Here is a 20,345-nt window from a genome sequence, read left to right as displayed (position 1 = left end):
AAAATTATAACACACTCGTACCAATGATACTACTTATTTTAGTTGTAAGTAAATCAATAGCAACAGTGTTATGAGCCCCTTCGGGGATAATAATATCAGCATAACGTTTTGAGGGTTCTACGAACTGTTCATGCATAATACGAACTGTCGACATATATTGCTCAATAACGTGCTCCAACGTACGTCCACGTTTATTTACATCACGTACAAGACGGCGAATAAAACGAATATCTGCCGGTGCATCCACAAAAACTTTAATATCGAGAAGATCACGTAAACGAGCGTCGTCTAACGTCATCAAACCTTCCAAAACAATAACATCATTACACTGAATTTCTTCTGAATATTGACTTCGTGTATGATTCATAAAATCATACACAGGTTTTTGAATTGATACACCTGATTTTAAAGACTCCATATCGGAAACTAATAAATCCATATCAAATGCAAATGGATGATCATAATTGGTAGCCAATCGTTCTTCCATTGGTAAGTGACTTTGATCTTTGTAATAGTCGTCCATTTTAATAATGACGACTTTCTGTGTTTCATCAAAGTGTTTTTTTAATTTTTTCGCAATACTTGATTTACCGGATGCGCTTCCACCAGCAATCCCAATAACAATTGGACTCATTATAGCCTCCTAATACTTAATTGAGTATCTCTTTGACACGTTGGTCATGTTCTTCAAATGTTTTTGAATAATATATTTTTCCATAATCTGGATCATTCTTGTCTGCTTTAACATTCGCAACAAAGAATAGATAGTCATGATGTGAATAGTTAATCACCGCTTCAATAGCAGATTGCGAAGGATTAAGAATTGGGCCTGGGGTAATTCCTTCATAACGATAGGTATTATATGGAGAATCAATTTGATTATTTGTCATTGACTCACAATCATCCCAATCTTCAAATTCATAAAGCGCGTAACAAATCGTCACACTGGATTCCAGTTTCATCCCTTGTTTTAAACGATTCATAAATACACCCGCAACATCTTGCATGTTTTCATATCCCGGTGCTTCATACTCAACAATCGACGCTAAACTAAAAAGTTGGTACGGCGTCATTCCTAAAGAATCGATTTGATCTTTATAGTTTTGATACTTGTCGTTACCGTTAGCAATTAGTCGTTCTGTAATTTCTTCCTCAGAATTATTAGCATTAAACTCATACGTATCAGGATAGAGATATCCTTCTAACAATACTTTTGCATCTTTATTTTTGAGTAAATCCTTCGATAGAACCTCATATTGAGACATTAATGATTCAATATATTTTGGATCATTCCAAAGCTCTAAAAAACGTTCTACTGTTGTATTTGTTTCAGAAGCAATTTTCTTAGCAATATCCTTAGCCCAGCTTCCCTCAATAAGTGTAATGGTGACTGAACCAGTCTTATCATGTTCATAAGATGGTTTTTCGAGATACTCAAGAATACGATCGACATCCCAACTCTTATCAAGATTAAATTGACCTTCATAGAGTTGATCGTGATGCCCTAACTTCGCTTTGATTTTAGTAAAAAAAGCAGAACGAACAATACCATCATCCGCTAAGCGGTCGATAACTGTTGACATCGTGTCACCTTCATTCACATTAAAAAGAACAGTTTGACTGTCCTTTGAAATGCTTTGTGTGTTGATATTGAATAGAAGCATAAAACCTACAACCGCAATCACACACACAAGCACGAGGCCACCAAGAATTTTCTTAGTGTGAGTGGTCATGTCCACATCCACAACTGCACTCATGATCTTCAGACGTTTCGTGATCTTTACCACAAGCACATGCGCCTTCTTCATTTGATTCATCGTGTTGGATTACAAAAGCATTAAATACTTCTTCAATCATTGCCCATTCTTTAGGATCGGTAACTGCATTCAATGTTCCATCTTCAACATAACTTGAAACAAATACTTCACCTGTTGTGTCTTCAGGGCTTACATATAGGACGTATTTTTTATTAAATGTATCGTCATCAAATGTAAATAGGATATCCATTTCTTGTTCAGTTCCGTCATCATTGATGACAATAAGTGATTTTTCTTCCATTTTAATTTCCCTCCATAAAACGGCGTTTATCCAAATACGTTTGTAGTATGTGAACGGCCGCAAGTTGATCGACAACTTTCTTTCTTTTTTTTCGTGATACATCTTGATCAATGAGTTGGCGATTTGCAACCACACTTGTAAGTCGTTCATCAATCAGAACAACCTCACAGTTAAACCAAGACTCCAATGTCTTTTTAAACTCTTCAGAAATTTGTGCACGTTCCCCAACATCATTATTCATCATCTTAGGAAATCCCAGTGCAATAACTTTTACGCGCTCTTTTTTAATTAAAGAATCCAACGGTTCCTTCAATTCGTCTATTGAGACTTTATAATACAATGTTTCAACTGGATGAGCATACATTCCAAGCCCATCGGATAGTGCTACACCGCATGTTTTCGACCCTAAATCGAGACCAATTATCTTACCAATCATTTACTTCTCACTAAGATAAAAACGCACTAACTCTTCAATAATTTCGTAACGTTCGACTTCCTGAATCTTCACACGCGCGTTATTGTGTGAAGAAATATATGCTGGGTCATTTGAAATCAAATACCCAGAAATCTGACTTACTGATTGATAGCCGCGATCCTCGAGTGCTGATTCTACTTCAGCAAGGATTTCTTTAATTCGATCACGACGAACTTCATCTGAATTGAAAGCCATTGTTTCTGTCACATTGTGTTTCGACATTTATATCACATCCTTTATTCTTATTTTATCGTATAAACCTTAAAAGATAAAGTTATTAAGCGATTTTGTTAGAAATCACTAATTTGGCATCTTCAATCTTGGTGATATCTTTACCACCAGCTTGAGCAAAATTAGGTTTTCCACCACCATTACCACCTGTTGTTATCGCAGCTTCTTTTGCTAAATCCCCTGCCTTAACACCTGTTTTAATTGCCTTATCGCTACATCCAACAACAAAATTAACGGATGACGCTTTATGATTTGCAACAAAAACGATATCCACATGATCACGGATTCGCTCAACAAGTTCTTTCACAACATTCATTTCTTGGTCATCCATATCAATCCAAACAAAACTTAAGTCATGTCCAACTGTTTCAGCCATCTGAACGTATTCTTGAGTTTTAGCCTTAAGAACATCCGCCATCATAAGTTTATATTTACCTTCTAACAGCTTCATTTCTGCTTCCATTTCCTCAATCTTAGTTTTGATTGATTTTTGCGGTGATAACTTAAGTTGCGTACGAATTTGGTCCACTTCGGATTCTGTTTCTTTATAAGATGTGTATGCACCGAAGCTTGTTTTCCCAAGAATACGACGCACGCCTGAACCAACACTCTCTTCGGAAACTAATTTAAAGACACCAATTTCTCCAGTACCATGGGCGTGAGTACCACCACATAATTCCATAGATGCATCCCCCATCGTTACAACACGAACGACAGATCCGTAGTTTTCTGAAAATAATGCCATGGCTCCCATTGCTTTTGCTTCTTCAAGCGGTTTCTCAACAACGGTTATTGGAAGTGATTCAGCAATCCATTGATTGATCATGAGTTCAACTTTTTCAAGTTGTTCATCCGTAACTTTTTCAAAATGTGAGAAGTCAAAACGGAAGTAGTTTTCATCTACATAAGAACCTGCTTGAGAAACATGATCCCCTACTACCGCTTTTAAAGCAGAATGTAATAAGTGAACACATGAGTGATTTTTTCGAATTAAAATACGGCGTTTCGCATCAATTTTCAAATCAAAGAGTTGTCCCATCGTAATCGTTCCGTCAACATCAACAAAATGAAGTGGTTGTCCACCGTTCGCTTTTTTGACATCCAAGACCTTACCTTTAGCACTATCCGACTCAATTGTACCCGTATCGGCTACTTGTCCACCACTTTCAGCATAGAAACATGTCTTATCAAACACAACATGACCTTTGCCTGTAAATGCGTCAACACGTTTTCCATCAACAAACAATCCTACAACACGACCTTGAGTTTCAAAAACATCGTAAATAAATTCACTATTTTCTTTGAAATTTAAGAGGTCTTCTTGCTGTGAACCCATCGATTCTACTTTTTGGCGGCTGCTGCGTGCTCGTTCTTTTTGTTCTTCAAGTGAAGCATTAAAACCTTCTAGATCAACTGAAACATGATGCTCTTCAGCAATCTCTTGAGTTAATTCAATAGGGAAACCATATGTATCGTAAAGTTTAAAGGCTACATCCCCTGTAATCACAGCCTCTTGATTTGCTTCAATGGTATCAAGAAGTAATTTTTCACCACCAGCTAAAGTCTTCGCAAAACGTTCTTCTTCGCTCAAAATCAATTTAACGATCATATCGCGATGTTCAGCAAGGTTTGGATACGAATCACCCATAACAGCAATCACATCATCTACCAATGCATGGAGGAATGTTCCTTCAATCTCTAGAACTTTACCAAAACGTACCGCACGACGAAGAATACGACGTAAAACATAACCACGACCTTCATTTGAGAACACAGCTCCATCCGCTAGTGTAAATACAAGCGAACGAATATGGTCTGAAATAACACGGTATGCCATAACATTATCTTTATATTTGAGAGGTGTTAAAGCTTCAATTGCTTGAATAATAGGAATAAATAAGTCTGTATCAAAGTTTGTCTCTCCATCTTGAACAATACTTACAAGACGTTCAAAACCCATTCCCGTATCAATATTTTTTTGTGGAAGCTCTTTAAACGTATGAATGTCGCCACCTTCAACACCATCAAATTGAGAAAAGACGATATTCCATACTTCAACATAACGGTCATTCTCAAGATCTTCAAAGAAAAGACGTTCTCCAATATGCTCTGGATCATACTTCTCACCGCGATCATAAAATATTTCTGAGTTTGGACCACAAGGGCCATCACCAATTTGCCAGAAGTTATCATCAGTACGTAAAATACGTGATGGGCTGACATTATATTTATTAACCCAAATATCAAAGGCTTCTTGGTCATCAGTATGCACACTAAAATATGCTTTATTTACATCCAAATCAAGCCATTCACTTGAAAATAAAAACTCGTACGCGAATCCAATCGCTTCTTCTTTAAAATAATCTCCAATTGAGAAATTTCCGAGCATTTCAAAAAATGTATGGTGACGTGCAGTCTTACCAACATTATCAATATCATTAGTACGCAATGATTTTTGAACATTCGCAATACGTGGTTTCTTCGGCTTAACACGACCATCAAAATATTTCTTTAACGCTGCAACACCCGAATTAATCCATAAAAGGGTATCATCATCAATTGGAACAAGGGGTGCACCCGGTTCAATCATATGATCTTGTGTTTTAAAATAATCCAAAAACATTGTTCTTATTTCACTACTTGTAAGTTGCTTCATAACTTCCTCCTAAACATAAAAAAAACATTCCATCCAGGAACGTTTTCACGCGGTACCATCCTGATTTATACAAGTGTATACATCTTTCCTGTTTTTAACGCAAACAATACGGAGTTTCCTCATCTTCTAAAGGAGCATCGATTTTATGTCACTCAAGTTTTTCACCAACCAACTTGTCTCTAAAAGTTCCATCAAAACCAATATATCTTTAGTACGATTTTTCAAGATAATCTTACCACATCACACTTTATTTGACTAGCCTTGAACTAACATTTCTACCTTAACAACATCCGCTACATGCCCCACTACTACGAGAACATCATTTTCTTCGAAAATTGCATCCGGTCCTGGCGATAAAATCATCGTACCTTGCCGATTCAATGCAATAATTGTCATCTTCGTTGTTTGGTAAAACGCAGAACTTCCAATTGTTTGACCAATTAATTTCGAACCCGAGTGCAATGTAAATTCAAAACGTTTTAAAGGATCAGAAAAAGAAAATCTACCTGATAAATCCACGATTTGGCTAATAATAGTCCGAATTTCTTCATCAATTTCATGACGTTTATCCATTAATGCATTTAGACGGTGTTTAAGCTGAGTAACATCTGTAACCGAGGAAAATGAATCTAAGTAAGCAATGGCCGCTTCTTTTGAACCGATGATAACTCCATAATTATTCGCAACATGCACAACTTCAACCTCTGCAAGAAGACTCATTGCTCTACGAATTGTTTCTGGAGATACACCATATTCACTGGATAAAATAGAACGACCCGAAATACGTTCACCTTCTATTAAATCATTACGTGCAATTCGCGCCGCAATATCAAGTGCTATTTGTTGATATCGTGCTTGTTTCTTCTGTGTCATTATCTCTAACCTCGCATTCACTCTATATCTTAAATATTACCATAGATTCTCTATGTTTAAATAAAAAACACTAACTTAAAAATGTGCTATTACTAAAAAAGGCATTTCCTTTCATATAAGAAAATACCTTTTGATTTAAATTTAACTAAATAATCTCATACATTGAATTTATAATTTTAGGTTTAGACTCTAATTACTCGTTAAACATTGGTGTTGATAAGTAACGTTCACCGGTATCTGGAAGAACAACAACAATCGTCTTCCCTTCATTTTCAGGACGTTGTGCGACCTTCACAGCAGCAGCAACAGCAGCACCTGAAGATACACCAACAAGTAAACCTTCTTCTTGAGCTAACTGACGACCAACAACAAATGCTTCTGAGTCCGTAATTCGAATAATTTCCTCATAGATATCTGTTTGAAGAATTGAAGGAACAAAACCCGCACCTAGACCTTGTAGTTTATGCGGTCCTGGTTTTTCTCCAGAAAGAACTGCTGAGTTTTCAGGTTCAACCGTAATAACTTGAACATTTGGATTTTTTTCTTTTAAATACATTCCGGTACCTGTAATGGTTCCACCAGTACCAATACCCGCAATAAAGATATCAACTTGGCCATCTGTATCTGCATAGATTTCTGGACCTGTAGTTGTGTAATGTGCCTGAACATTAGCGCTGTTATCAAATTGTGATGGAATAAATGAATTTTCATATTCTTTCGCAAGTTCCTCAGCCTTAGCAATGGCCCCCTTCATTCCAGAAGCACCATCCGTAAGAATCAACTCTGCACCATAAGCTTTTAATAAATTACGACGTTCAACACTCATTGTTTCTGGCATTGTTAAGATTACTTTAAGACCCATTGATGCACCAATTGATGCAAGACCAATCCCGGTATTACCACTTGTAGGTTCAATAATGACGGTATCATCATTAACGAGACCTTGCTTACGTGCTTCCGTCAACATTGCGAACGCAATACGATCCTTAACACTACCACCTGGATTAAAAAACTCTACTTTCACAAGAATTGGATTTTTAAGTCCTGCTTCTTTTGAGATATTATTCAATTCCACAAGTGGAGTACGACCAATAAGTTCTGTTATATTTTTATATGTTTTCATATTATCACCTTTACCTATATGTTATATATGTATTATACAACGAATTGTACTCGTGTCAATCCAAACACTCTTTCAGTTTCATTGACATTACATACTAAAAGACATAACATTGTAAGTAATAAGGAGTGATGACATGAAATTATCCGCACGAACACGTTACGGCATCGCCGCGATGACTTATATGCACATCAACGATCAGGAACTTACAACACTTGTGAACATCGCTGAGCATCTAAACATTTCTAAAATTTATCTTGAACAAGTTTTTTCCAGCTTAAAACAAGCCAATCTCGTTGACGCAGTTAAAGGTCCTGCGGGAGGCTATTATTTAAAATCCAAAGAATGTAATATGTTTAACATACTTAATGCTTTAGAGCCATCGCTTTTCGAAAAAACACCAGCATCAACAGATGATAATATTATAAACGCAGCATTATGTACGCATTTATACACACCAATTGATGCAGCACTTCGTGAGACTTTAAAAGGCATTAAACTAAAAGAAATCGCCGAACTCATTAAGAATGAATCCGGCGACGGTAATATGTATTATATCTAATCTTCAAGGGAGTCGAGATCGACTTCCTTTTCTTTTGTTACACGAACCCGTGCAATAACTTTTTCATCAAGTTCCATAATGGAGAAACGATATCCATGATAAATGACATCCGATAAATCTTCGCGTACATCCTCTTCAGTTGGAAGACGTCCAATTTGACCAACGACAAAACCACTAACAGTATCGTAATCTTCAACAGGAAGATTAATATTTAATACATCTTCTAAATCTTCAATATCACAGGCACCATCAACTAAATACTCATCCAAATTCACAGCAACAATCTCTTGTTCCTCTTCTTCATCATATTCATCCATAATGTTACCCATAATTTCTTCAATAAGATCTTCCATCGTCACAATACCAGCAGTACCACCGTACTCATCAATCACTACAGCAAAGTGCATCTTACTGTTTTGTAACTCTCTAAATAGTTCATCCGTACGTTTTGAATCAGGAACATAGTAAGGTTCGCGAATAATTTTTTTAATCTGAAACACTTCATCATCACGATGATCTTTAACATAACGCAATAAATCACGTAAATGAATTAAACCGATAATGTTATCGATACTATCCTCATAAACTGGATAACGTGTATAACGTTCTTCATCAACAAGTTCCATAATGTCCGCAAAAGAACTGGATACATCAATACCGACAACTTCTGTACGGTGAGTCATAATATCCGCTACATCGAGATTATCAAATTCAAATATATTATTAATCATTTCTTTTTCCGTGACATCAATTTCACCCGCATCAACCATAATTCGGATTTCCTCTTCCGTCACTTCATCTTCAACTTTATCAGGATCAATTCCAATTATTCTCAGTACAAGATTCGTCGATACCGACAACACTTTTACCAAGGGTTTCGTAAAGACTGCTAAGGCTGAAATGGGATATACTACAAAAAAAGCAAATTTTTCTGGACTGGTCATCGCAATGCGCTTTGGAACAAGTTCCCCAAAAACAAGCATTAAATATGACGTCAACAGTGTAATCAAAATCATTGAAATTGGCTTCATAACCGAAGCAGCCATCCAACCATTTTGTACGACCCAATCTGTAAGAACTTGCGCAAACGCTTCTGAAGCAAATGCCCCCGATAAAATACTTGCCAAGGAGACACCAATTTGAATGGTTGACAAGAAACGATTCGGAACTGCTTTAAGTTCTAAGACGCGTTGTGCTTTCTTATGTCCTTCTTCTGCCATACTTTTAAGTTTGTTATTATTAATTGAAACAAACGCTAATTCACTTCCTGCAAAAAAAGCATTTAAGAGTACTAAAAACAATAGGGTTATGATTTGTACAAACATTATTGAACCCCCCCTATAATTACACTGTATTTTTGATTCCTTTTAGGATAACTATCCTGGTCACTGTTTTCCACAAACAATCCTCCAAATTTTCTATAACAGTAATTCTACAAACTACCTCCTCAATTGTCAATACTGAGGCATTATCGATCAAACGATATTATTTAATATTATATCATAATTTCAAAGTGAAACGACAAACTATGGAAAAGAGGCATGTGCCTCTTTTTAAATTTTAATCATCAAATGTCTTCAATGCTTCACTCATATTCACATGGTTTGCACGGCGAGCCATGAGGACGTTTATGATAATTGAAAGCACGAATGTTAATACGATAGCCATTACAATACTCATTGGTAACAACTCTCGATTAAACATGATTGCATCCAATTCTGCTTGTACCACCACAAATTGGTGGAGGAAATATCCAAATCCAACACCAAATATAAGACTGATTAAGGTCAGAATTATATTTTCACGTAGGATATACGTTGCAAGCTCTTTAGGATAAAAGCCAAGAACTTTTAACGTCGCAAGTTCTTTATAACGTTCACTAATATTCATAGTAATAAGGTTTAGAAGTACAATCACTTCCAGTGCGAATGCAGCACCGACAATCACATAAATAACAATATCGAAATTCCCCATCATGTCTTGATACGATTCACGCATATCACCTAAGAAACTGACGTTAAACACAGAATCTTGACGAAGCAATTGCTCTGCCACCTGATCGTGATCATCCGGTGTATTAAAGAGATACATGTTTTCAGGTAATTTTTTTCCTGTTATGGCTTGATGTTGCGCTTCACTCATAAAGATATAATGGGCAACATAGTTCTCTGATATCCCACCAATTTCAAATTCATATTCGTGTTCATTCACTTTGAATGTGAGAACATCGCCCACATCCACATTTTTTAAGATTGATAGTTTTTCAGTAATCACGATCGGATCTTTTTCTACAGAAATTGCTTCTTTTGTATGACGATCTTTTAATTGGATAAAATTCGGTAACGCTTTAAAATCTTCCGCAACATAAAGTGTTACATCTAAATCATCAACTTTTGCTGCTTCTGTTGCAATATGAATTGACTCAGTAACGGTTATATTCTCCGTAGAAATATCTTGATCATAGAGAACCATTCCGTCATATTGAACAACTTCATCAAATTGCTTATCGACAATTGAGTAGATTGAATGCTTAATACCAAATCCTGTAATAAGAAGGCCACAACATCCGCCAATTCCAACAACAGTCATGGCAAATCGTGTTTTGTTTCTAAAAAGATTTCGTAGACTAACTTTATATAGAAAACTGAGTCGATCCCAAAACATAGGTATCCGTTCAAGAAGAATTCGCTGACCACTTTTTGGAAGTGGTGGACGTAACAAGTTTGCAGCCTTTTCACGGCTCACTGACATCGATTTAATCATTGCAACACCAACACTGGAAACAAAACTAATGAGTAGTGGAACCGCTGCATAACTCCATACAAAGCCACTTTCAAGTTCTGGTGTTAAATACATAATACGATAAGCATTATAAATAAGGGTTGGAATCATATAGAATCCCATGATTAAGCCAAGGATTGAGCCTAAAATCCATGCAAGTCCGGTAAACCCAACAAACTTCATCGCTGATGCGAGCCAAGAATACCCAAGTGCCTTATAGACACCCATTTGCATGCGTGATTCATCGACCATACGCGTCACGGTACTTAGTGTTACAAGAATCGCAACACCGAAGAAGATGAGTGGAAAAACTTGGCCAATCGCTTCAATGCGATCGCTGTCTTGGTAAAATTCACGATATCCGATAAGGACATCTTCTCGATCAAGTAGGTAGAGTTTTCCGTGGTCTGTTTCTTCAAGTTCTTTTAAACCGTCATCGATTGTTTTTTGACCTGATTCAATTTGACCATATACTTCCGTTTTCTTGAGATCAAAAGCACGTTCTGCTTCGGTTAAACTTTTAAGTCCTGAATTATATTCTTGGATTCCTTTTTGAATCCGCACTTGTCCTTCTTTAAATTTCGCCTTCCCTTGCTCTAAACTTTCAAAACCAGCCTTAATTTCCGCCTCATTTTTATCAAGTTCCGCTTTTGAAGCAGTAAGGGTTGCTTCTGTTTTTTCAAAAGCCGCAATCGCTGCCAATGCCTCTGTTTTTTTAGGTTCGGGAAGTGTATCAACATTTTCCTTTAACGCATCAATTTCTGAGCGTTTAGCCTCTAGAGCAGTCAGTCCTAAATTATATTGTTCTTGTCCTTTGGCCAGTTCTGTTTCATAACCTTTTAGAATGTTTTCACGTTCTCCCACAGTCTGAGCAAAACGACGCACTGCACTATCAAGTTTTGTTTGTAAGTCTCCTGGTCCAGGCTGAGATGAGAGTTCAAGAATTCCGTTTTCAAGTTCTTCATGAGCATCTTGGAGCTGTAGTCTTGTTTGCGTTAGCGTTTGGGACCCTTTCACAAATTCTTGATGCGCTTCGAGACGTTTTTGATCTAATTCTTTTTGAGCTTCTCGAAGTTTTTCTAGCTCTGGCTTTGAAGCACGGTCAAAACGTTGCGATGAGATCGTCGCTTCCTGCTCTTTTATACGTTCTTTTTGCGCTTCAATATTAACATCTTCTCCAAACACAAAGCGTGCACTGGTGAATACATCAATTTCTTTATCCAAATCAAGACCATACATAAACCCAAGTACATTTCCAGATCCTATTTTACTTTGACCTCGTTCGAGGTTCATATACAAACTGGATTCCGCAAAGCCGACTATTTTAAGATTTGCTGCCTTAAATACATCATTTTTCTTTAATTTTACAGTATCTCCGAGTTCAAAACCACGGTGTTCATGAAGTACTTTATCAACCACTACTTCATTTTTTTGAGTGGGCATACGTCCATCTACAAGGGTAATATCTTTTTCTGTTTGTTGATTTATTTCGATGACTTTCATCACACCATCAACATCGCGAAGGCCAATAAATGCATCGCCATCATAGACACCGACTGCATCCCCGTCCACAATACCACTGAGTTGTTCCAACATTGCTTGATCGATACCAAGGCTGTGACGGTATTCTAAATCCATCACTTCGCTTTCTTTCATGTATCGATCGCCCGTAGCACGCATGTCATATCCCGTTACACGAATCCCAACAAAAAAACCAACCCCCAACGCGGTGATTATAAGGATCGCAACAAACTGAAACCATTTGGCCTTAATTTCGCGTAGGATATCTTTTACCATGAGATGTCATCCACCGACTTCACATGGTCATTAGCCCAATTTCGTTCAACTTTACCGTTTTTAATTTCAATAACACGGTCTGCAATTTGTGTAATGGTTTGATTATGGGTAATAATCACAACCGTCATATTATAGATATCGGAGCAATCACGAAGCACACGAAGTACTTGTTGACCGGTTTCAGTATCCAGTGCTCCTGTAGGTTCATCACAAAGTAATAACTTTGGATTCTTGGCTATTGCCCGTGCAATCGCGACACGTTGTTGCTCGCCACCTGACATTTGCGCTGGAAAATTTCCCATACGTTTCTCAAGACCCACTTGTTCTAAAATTATTTGAGGGTTCTTAGCGTCTTTACATATCTGAGTCGCAAGTTCCACATTCTCCAAAGCGGTAAGATTAGGGATTAAGTTATATGATTGAAAAACAAACCCCACATCATCACGTCGATAAGCCGTCATTTCTCGATCACTCATGCCAGTAATTGCTTTTCCATCGATGGTAACACTCCCAGAAGTGGGCGTATCCATACCACCAATAATATTCATTACAGTTGTTTTCCCAGCACCGGATGGTCCAACAATGACGATAAACTCACCTTTATTAATAGAAAAATCCACCCCTGCACATGCTGAGATTTCAACGTTTCCAACTTTGTATACTTTTGTAATATCTTTAACTTCAATATAACTCATAGTTCAATAACCTCCTTAATACACTTCAACAGTGCTTCATGTGTATTTGGAAGCGTTCCTTCAATAACACAATCCAAACACATGTTTAAATACTCATTAATTGCTTTTCCTTCAATACCTATTTTTTTTAAGTCCAACGCCGTAATTTCAAGATCACGAATGGATGTTGGACGTTTTTGATCTTTAATTTCTTCGATAATTTGACTTATATGTGTACAACGTTGTAGTTGATACTGTGCCCGCGAACCTTTTGCTAGGTTATCAGCGCGTTTAACCACCATTAAATCCTCAACCCAATTAATACCATGAACTCGAATGAGTTGTTGGAGTTGCGCAGATACTGGTTGTACTTTTAAATCGTGTTCAAGAATCAATTTCTCTAAATACGTCCGCTTCTTAATTGAGAATTGTAATGCTTCAAAATAAGGGCGCGCAATGATACAACTTGCTTGCGCATGACCCGGATAGTGTGCAATACCCAAATCATCTACAGTTTGCACACTAATTTTTCCTAAATCATGAAACAAAGCAACCAATTTCAAATCAACGCGATTTGGAATTCCTTGCATTGTACGAATGGTATGCTCGTATAGTGAGTATTCATGGAAAGGGTTATGCTGATCGAATCCTAGCGTTGCCTTGAGCGGCGGAAAGAGTGTCATTAAGAATTCCGGACAGTGAAAGCTTGTTTCTAAAAAATAGGGTCCCTTCAAATAACGTGATAGTTCAGGATAAATTTGTACAAGTTTTAGACGTTGAAGTGACTCTATTTGTAATTGCACCTCAAATAATGTTTCTGCATCAATATCAAAACCGAGTTCCGATTTAAAGCGATAAAGACGCGCAATTCGTAATACGTCCTCTTTAAAACGAACTTTAGGATCGCCAATAACACGAAGTTTATGATTTTTTAAATGCTCGACCCCATTATAGTAATCAATTAAACCATGACGCGGATGATAATAAAGAGCATTCACCGTAAAATCACGACGCTTTGAATCATCAAAAAGGTGATTAATAAACTCTACACGTGATGGCCGTCTACCATCCTCATAATCCCCTTCAAGCCGCATTGTAGAGATTTCAAAATGTTCTTCACCTAACATAAACTTAACACCATAATCATGACCGTTTGATTCAAGTGAATATTTTTCATAAATTTTTAAAAGTTGTTCTGGTAAAGCATTAGTACATAAGTCTATATCAAATGATCGATGTCCCATTAAAGCATCACGAACAAAGCCACCAACCACAAAAACTTCAAATCCACGGTCAGTAAGCTCCATCATCACGGTTTCAATATTTTTAGATAATTCGATCATTTGCATCAACTCCATTTAAATTATAACACCCTTCGTTCGAAGGTGAGCATTGTTCACCAAAAATTAACAAATAAAAAAAGAGGATTTCTCCTCTTTTCTACTGAACACGAATCTTACTAGAGTTCTGTTCTTCAACTTTTGTTGGAAGTGTAATTTGGAGTACACCTTGTTCGTAACTTGCATCAATTGCATTCGCATCAACTTCCGCAAAACGAATTTGTCGTTTAATATTTCTTTGATTTCGTGATCGATAAAAGTAATTTTTCTCTTCGCTCTCTTCCGATTCACGACGTATTGCTTGAATGGATAAGATATCACCACTAAATTCGATATCAATATCTTCCTTTTCAAATCCTGGCATTTCAATTTCTACGTAGTAACTTCCATCTTCACGATAGATATCAATACCTGTTCCATAACCTGCGTTATTCATAAAATCATCACCAAACAAGCTTTCTAAAAGTGTTGTCGGTCTTACTGTTTGTTTCATACAATTACCTCCTATTTTAGCACTCGCCTCGATAGAGTGCTATTACACCCTTAGTATACCACATCCTTTAGCACTGTCAACACTAGAGTGCTAACAGATATAAATTAGGTTAGCCTTTCTTGACACACTTATTATACAGGCGTATAATACCAATTAAATTAGGTGTCCCTAATTTAATACAGGAGGTCCTATAATGACTATTTCAAAATCATTGTTATCCGATTTTAAATCGGAATATCAAAATAATAAAGCGGCTCGTACGCTCGAAAACGCATTGACACACAGCGGAATTCACGACATCGCTGTAGATCATTCATTATCATCACGCTACCCTGATGCCTTCTCTGTGCAGGCAAAAACAGGTCAAATTACAAATCAAAAGGCAAGTGGACGTTGCTGGATGTTCGCATCCCTTAACACAATGCGGGCCGATGTTCTTGGATGTCTAAACGTTGATTCATTCGAATTCTCGGAAACGTATCCATTCTTTTGGGATAAACTCGAAAAAGCAAATTACTTTCTCGAAAGTATTCTAGAAACTAAAGACGAACCAACTGATGGTCGTTTAATTCAACACCTTCTATCAGGTCCTATTCAAGATGGTGGTCAATGGGATATGTTTAAAGGAATATTAGAAAAATACGGTGTTGTTCCTAAAGAAGCAATGCCTGAAACCTACCACAGCTCAAATTCCGCATTTATGAATAAAATCATCACTTCAAAACTGCGCGAATTTGCTTATGAACTGCGCGAATCCGAAAACCCACGTAGTAAAGATGAAATGTTATATGAGATTTATCATATTCTATGTTTATGTCTTGGAACACCACCTGAATCATTTAGTTATGAATACCATGATAAAGATGGCAACTATAAAAAAATCGATACCATTACACCGGTTGATTTTATGAATAAGTATGTAGGTTGGAATCTTAAGGATAAAGTAAGTATTATTAATGCCCCCACTCAAGATAAGCCTTACGGAAAAGCATTTACCGTTAAATATCTCGGTACGGTAAAAGAAGCTGATCCAATTAAGTATGTGAATGCACCCAGTCATATCTTAAAAGAGGCTGCAATTGCGCAACTTCAAGATGGAAAACCTGTCTGGTTTGGATGTGATGTCGGACAAATGCATGATCGTGATAATGGTATTATGGCTAAAGATGCCTTTGATTTCAAAGGGGTTTTGAATACTGAATTAAATCTCGATAAAGCCGGTCGTCTTGATTATGGCGATAGTTTAATGACACATGCAATGGTCTTTGTCGGCGTTAATTTGGATGAAAATGGAAAACCAACACGTTGGAACGTTGAAAACAGTTGGGGAACTGATCGTAATGCACGTAAAGGCTATTACACCATGACGGATGAATGGTTTGATGAATACAACTACCAAGTTATGGTGGATAAGAAATATGTACCAAATGATTATCTTGAAGCTCTCGAAAGCGATGAAGTTATTGAACTTGAACCATGGGATCCAATGGGAGCTCTTGCGTTTGTGAAATAGCACTGAGTGTATCTTGAATAACAACGATAAACGAAAAAACGTATCCGAAGATACGTTTTTTTATTCTACTGTAACTGATTTCGCAAGATTACGCGGACAATCAATATCACAGTCTCTGATATTTGCACTATAATACGCGAATAATTGATGTGCAATCACACTAATAAAAGGCATCAAGGCATCATCAGCCTTCGGTATCGTTAGAACTTCGTCATAAGTACTCGATAGATCAACGTCACTGCTGATGATGAGAACCTTACCCGCTCTAGCTTGTACTTCTTGCACATTGCTGAGTGTTTTTTCTTTGGTGTTCATTTGCGTTAAAGTAAAGATAGAAAGAACATCCGAATCAATCAAGGCAAGCGTACCATGTTTTAACTCTCCTGCTGGATAAGCATCACTCATAACATAGGAAACTTCTTTCAGTTTAAGTGATGCCTCAACGGACGTCGCATAGTCTAGACCTCGACCTAAGAAAAACACAGCCGAGACATCTATAAACTTGCGTGCAAGTGTCTGAATCTCATCTTTTTGTTCAAGTAAAGATTGTTGAGCGGTGATACATTGTTGAAGCTTGACAAGTGCTTGGTGGGGATGTTTCGCGTCTTGAAGTACTAAGGTGATGAGATAAAGCAAAGCTAACTGCGCTGTATATGCTTTTGTACTTGCAACTGACTTTTCAAATCCCGCACAGCTATAAATACACACATCGACCTCACGCGCAATTGAAGACCCCTGAGAGTTCACAATTCCAAGTGTTCGAATTCCTTGTTTCGACACCATGCGTAAACACGCAAGACTATCTGCTGTTTCCCCACTTTGAGAAATAAACCATGCACAATCATCGTCATTGAGCTTTAAAGGATTATAGCGGAACTCACTTGCTGTATGAATCATGACTCGATAATCTGTTTCAGCTTCAATCCAATACTTTGCGCATAACCCTGCATAAAGAGCCGTTCCACATGCAATCATGTGGATGGTTTTAATGTTTGTAAAGAAATCACACGGGATGGGCAAGGAAACATTTAACAAACCCTCATCATCAGCTTGTGTATAAGTTCTTAAAGTTCGATCAAGAACATCTGGTTGTTCATGAATTTCCTTCAACATAAAATGCTCAAACAATTGGCGATCGGATGATTCTTGATTCCAATTCGCAAAATGAATTACTTTATCTTTAACTTCGATACCATCGGATCGGTACACCACAAACGAATCCGATTCAAGACGAACAATCTCGCGATCATCAAGCAGCATGTACTCATTGGTATAACTCAAAATGGGTGACATATCCGAACCGAGAAACATTTCATCTTTTCCAATACCTAAACACAATGGACTGCCGTGCCGAACACCATAAAGAACATCCTGTTCGTTTAAAAACATAATCGCAAAAGCATAACTACCACGAATCCGGTCACACAGTAATTCAATGGCTTTTTGATTTGAGATTGATTGCTTTATTAGATAATCCAAATACTTGGCCGCAACCTCAGAATCTGTCTCTGATACAAAACTGTAACCAAGTGCTAATAATTCTTCTTTCAACTCTAAATAATTTTCAATAATGCCATTATGTACCAACACTACATTTTCTGTGCCATGTGGGTGCGCGTTATTTTTTGACGCACAACCATGCGTTGCCCAACGCGTATGTCCAATACCACAAGAAGGTTCACCTTTACGAGCTGTTTCAAGTTGCTTTTCTAAATTCTTAATTTTTCCTTTTTCTTTGTACGTTTTTATTTTTTTTCTTTCTTGAATCGCTAAACCAACTGAGTCATACCCTCGGTACTCTAAGTGGGATAATCCCACGCTTAAAACGTCGACAGCATTACGCGTGCCAACATATCCTACAATTCCACACATATTATATATCTCCTATTATTTTAAGATTATGGTTGATAAGGGATTTGTTCTATTTGTCCTTATCTTACGATTCCATATAACCGAAGAGGCATCCGCCGAAGTCTCGATTCTCCTCTTTCCTCGTCGCTCTCTATGAGCCAGGCGCTTGTATTCCTATAAATCCTCCTTTCTTTTTCTATTTTACCACAGTCTTTTTTATCCTTATTATTTTTTTTCTTAAACATCTATTTAGGGTAATAATTAGAACTTAATCATTCTTTGTGTTTTATTCATAAGAGTTTGCTATAATGTGCATATTGTAATTTTGGAGGTTACACAATGTCTTATTTTAACTTTATGGGGCATGAGATCTTTTATGAAGAATTCGGTATGGGAGACCCCTTAATTTTCCTACATGGTAATGCATCATCATCTGATGTTTTTAAACCGATTATTGATTTATATAAAGATGACTTTAAAGTCGTGCTTATTGATTTTTTAGGTTATGGAAAATCCGAACAAATTGATGCATTCCCGCTTGATATTTGGGCTTATGAAGCCGCTCAAGTGTTAGAACTTATTCATATTAAAGATTATCGTGATGTGAAGTTAGTGGGAATGAGTGGTGGTGCTATTGTTGCAGTTAACATTGCCCTCAAAGAGCCAGGACGTATCCATAAAATCATAGCTGATAACTTTCAAGGTGAATCATCAAGTCCTCAATTTCTTGAATCGCTCGCACTTGAGCGTCGAAAGTTACTTTCCAGTATACCGGGGAAATTTAACCTTCGAAGAATTCATGGAAAAAAATGGCATACAACAGTGGTGAACGAAACCAATTCCATCTTAGAGTTTGGGAATACGCCCTACTTCGATGATTTGAGTAACTTACGTGCTCCCCTTCTTTTAACGGGTTGTCGTGATGATCAGCGCATTCGTAAATGTCATTACATTCATATTTATAATTGTCTGCTTAAAAAAGTTCGACATACCTCGATTTATTTGTTTAAAAATGGGAAGTATCCTGCTGTGCTTGCCCATCCTGAGTCGTTTTCCGATTTAGCCTATCATTTCTTTGATGACGACGATACAATTCAAATATATAAAGTAGAATAAAAAAAAACAATCAGCTTCAATCTGATTGTTTTTTTTACTTATTTAAAGACTTTAACTTTACCCTTCACATCTTGTAGTGTTTTGGGTTGAACTTCATCAATTGCTTTACCAAATGGCATTTGCGCAACTAATTTCCAACTTGATGGAATTTCAAATGCCTCTGCAGCACTTGCATCCACAAGTGGGTTGTAATGTTGTACGGATGCACCGATTCCAGCTCCTGCAAGAGCAGTCCATGTTACCAATTGCATCATTCCGTTTTCTTGTTCTGCCCAAATTGGGAAATTATCTGCATAAAGTGCAAATTGATCTTGTAAGCCTTTCACAACATCGGTATCAATATAATAAAGAATTGTACCTTGACCTTGTTTGAAACTTTCTAATTTCGCTACTGTATTTTCAAATCCTTCTTCAGGTGCTACTTCGCGTAATGCTTCGCGGGTTAAGTCCCAGAATGCATCACTGTGTTTTCCAAATAAAACGACTGCGCGTTGTGTTTGTGCGTTAAATGCTGAAGGTGTATGTTGAACTGATGCTTCCACCAATTCGATTACTTCTTCTTCGGTTAAAACCGCTTCCTTTGATAATCCATATCGAGAACGTCTAAGTTCTAAATCTTCAAAAATCTTAGTCATGACATTTTACCTCCTGAGTCACTATGTTTTACGAATTATATTATATAGTTGTTGACTATGTTAATTCAAACCATATGCTCTAAAGATGTTTGTGTAATTTTCAAGTTTGTGAACTAGTCTGGTTAATGTAGATTTTAGAAAAGGAATGGTGTAAAATGATTAAAGAACTA

18 protein-coding genes are annotated in these 20,345 nt (G+C 37.1%); 3 read left to right on the top strand and 15 right to left on the bottom strand.

The annotated features are described in order from the left end of the window. Positions 1–4: 4 nt before the first annotated feature. The 8 genes from udk to cysK form a co-directional block, all read right to left on the bottom strand. Positions 5–634, bottom strand: coding sequence for a uridine kinase (gene udk, locus LLS04_RS05750; RefSeq protein WP_003773072.1), 630 nt, complete (start codon positions 632–634; stop codon positions 5–7). Positions 635–650: 16 nt separating this feature from the next. Then, complete coding sequence (gene mltG / locus LLS04_RS05745) at positions 651–1,733, bottom strand: endolytic transglycosylase MltG (protein ID WP_323610737.1); 1,083 nt, start codon at positions 1,731–1,733, stop codon at positions 651–653. Then, positions 1,717–2,058 carry a DUF1292 domain-containing protein gene (locus LLS04_RS05740; RefSeq protein WP_254007390.1) on the bottom strand — a complete coding sequence of 114 codons (342 nt, stop codon included), beginning with the start codon at positions 2,056–2,058 and terminating at the stop codon, positions 1,717–1,719. Before LLS04_RS05740 ends, mltG begins: the two co-directional genes overlap by 17 nt. A 1-nt stretch (position 2,059) precedes the next feature. After that, positions 2,060–2,494, bottom strand: a complete 435-nt coding sequence (gene ruvX, locus LLS04_RS05735; RefSeq protein ID WP_003773066.1) for a Holliday junction resolvase RuvX — start codon at positions 2,492–2,494, stop codon at positions 2,060–2,062. Continuing rightward, a complete protein-coding gene (locus tag LLS04_RS05730) occupies positions 2,495–2,755 on the bottom strand; it encodes an IreB family regulatory phosphoprotein (protein WP_003773065.1) in 261 nt (86 codons plus the stop codon). Between the two features lie 55 nt (positions 2,756–2,810). Then, positions 2,811–5,420 carry an alanine--tRNA ligase gene (gene alaS, locus LLS04_RS05725; RefSeq protein WP_323610735.1) on the bottom strand — a complete coding sequence of 870 codons (2,610 nt, stop codon included), beginning with the start codon at positions 5,418–5,420 and terminating at the stop codon, positions 2,811–2,813. Between the two features lie 255 nt (positions 5,421–5,675). Continuing rightward, positions 5,676–6,293 carry a TrkA C-terminal domain-containing protein gene (locus LLS04_RS05720; RefSeq protein ID WP_323610733.1) on the bottom strand — a complete coding sequence of 206 codons (618 nt, stop codon included), beginning with the start codon at positions 6,291–6,293 and terminating at the stop codon, positions 5,676–5,678. Positions 6,294–6,486: 193 nt separating this feature from the next. Then, positions 6,487–7,416, bottom strand: a complete 930-nt coding sequence (gene cysK, locus LLS04_RS05715) for a cysteine synthase A (protein ID WP_323610732.1) — start codon at positions 7,414–7,416, stop codon at positions 6,487–6,489. 133 nt (positions 7,417–7,549) lie between these two features. Here cysK and LLS04_RS05710 point away from each other — a divergent pair, with 133 nt between their 5' ends. Next, positions 7,550–7,975 (top strand): RrF2 family transcriptional regulator, encoded by a 426-nt coding sequence (locus LLS04_RS05710; protein WP_123171725.1) that lies wholly within the window; start codon positions 7,550–7,552, stop codon positions 7,973–7,975. Here LLS04_RS05710 and LLS04_RS05705 read toward each other — a convergent pair. The 5 genes from LLS04_RS05705 to LLS04_RS05685 form a co-directional block, all read right to left on the bottom strand. After that, positions 7,972–9,300: a hemolysin family protein gene (locus tag LLS04_RS05705; RefSeq protein ID WP_323610731.1), complete on the bottom strand. Its 1,329-nt coding sequence runs from the start codon at positions 9,298–9,300 to the stop codon at positions 7,972–7,974. The two genes, LLS04_RS05710 and LLS04_RS05705, sit on opposite strands and share 4 nt — an antisense overlap. A 235-nt stretch (positions 9,301–9,535) precedes the next feature. Beyond that, the gene (locus tag LLS04_RS05700) at positions 9,536–12,553 is read right to left on the bottom strand and encodes an FtsX-like permease family protein (RefSeq protein ID WP_323610730.1); all 3,018 of its coding nucleotides are present in this window, start codon (positions 12,551–12,553) and stop codon (positions 9,536–9,538) included. Next, a complete protein-coding gene (locus tag LLS04_RS05695) occupies positions 12,547–13,248 on the bottom strand; it encodes an ABC transporter ATP-binding protein (protein ID WP_123171728.1) in 702 nt (233 codons plus the stop codon). The genes LLS04_RS05700 and LLS04_RS05695 overlap by 7 nt, the downstream gene beginning before the upstream one ends. Continuing rightward, positions 13,245–14,570 (bottom strand): CCA tRNA nucleotidyltransferase, encoded by a 1,326-nt coding sequence (locus LLS04_RS05690; RefSeq protein ID WP_323610729.1) that lies wholly within the window; start codon positions 14,568–14,570, stop codon positions 13,245–13,247. Before LLS04_RS05690 ends, LLS04_RS05695 begins: the two co-directional genes overlap by 4 nt. 97 nt (positions 14,571–14,667) lie before the next feature. Beyond that, positions 14,668–15,060, bottom strand: a complete 393-nt coding sequence (locus LLS04_RS05685) for an Hsp20/alpha crystallin family protein (protein ID WP_323610727.1) — start codon at positions 15,058–15,060, stop codon at positions 14,668–14,670. Positions 15,061–15,253: 193 nt separating this feature from the next. Here LLS04_RS05685 and LLS04_RS05680 point away from each other — a divergent pair, with 193 nt between their 5' ends. Next, entirely contained in the window at positions 15,254–16,573 is a 1,320-nt protein-coding gene (locus tag LLS04_RS05680) for a C1 family peptidase (RefSeq protein ID WP_323610725.1), read from the top strand. Positions 16,574–16,633: 60 nt separating this feature from the next. On the opposite strand, the gene glmS is transcribed toward LLS04_RS05680, so the two are convergent. Continuing rightward, positions 16,634–18,445: a glutamine--fructose-6-phosphate transaminase (isomerizing) gene (glmS, locus tag LLS04_RS05675; protein ID WP_323610722.1), complete on the bottom strand. Its 1,812-nt coding sequence runs from the start codon at positions 18,443–18,445 to the stop codon at positions 16,634–16,636. Positions 18,446–18,763: 318 nt separating this feature from the next. Here glmS and LLS04_RS05670 point away from each other — a divergent pair, with 318 nt between their 5' ends. Continuing rightward, positions 18,764–19,540 carry an alpha/beta fold hydrolase gene (locus tag LLS04_RS05670; protein WP_323610720.1) on the top strand — a complete coding sequence of 259 codons (777 nt, stop codon included), beginning with the start codon at positions 18,764–18,766 and terminating at the stop codon, positions 19,538–19,540. A gap of 38 nt (positions 19,541–19,578) precedes the next feature. Here LLS04_RS05670 and LLS04_RS05665 read toward each other — a convergent pair whose 3' ends face one another. Beyond that, positions 19,579–20,175 carry a nitroreductase family protein gene (locus LLS04_RS05665; protein ID WP_123171733.1) on the bottom strand — a complete coding sequence of 199 codons (597 nt, stop codon included), beginning with the start codon at positions 20,173–20,175 and terminating at the stop codon, positions 19,579–19,581. Between the last annotated feature and the right edge of the window lie 170 nt (positions 20,176–20,345).

The sequence above is a fragment of the Erysipelothrix enhydrae genome (genome assembly GCF_035066605.1).
GTDB classification, from domain to species: domain Bacteria; phylum Bacillota_I; class Bacilli_A; order Erysipelotrichales; family Erysipelotrichaceae; genus Erysipelothrix; species Erysipelothrix amsterdamensis.
Note: the sequence above shows the minus strand (reverse complement) of the source record. Positions and strands in the feature narration are given on the sequence as shown.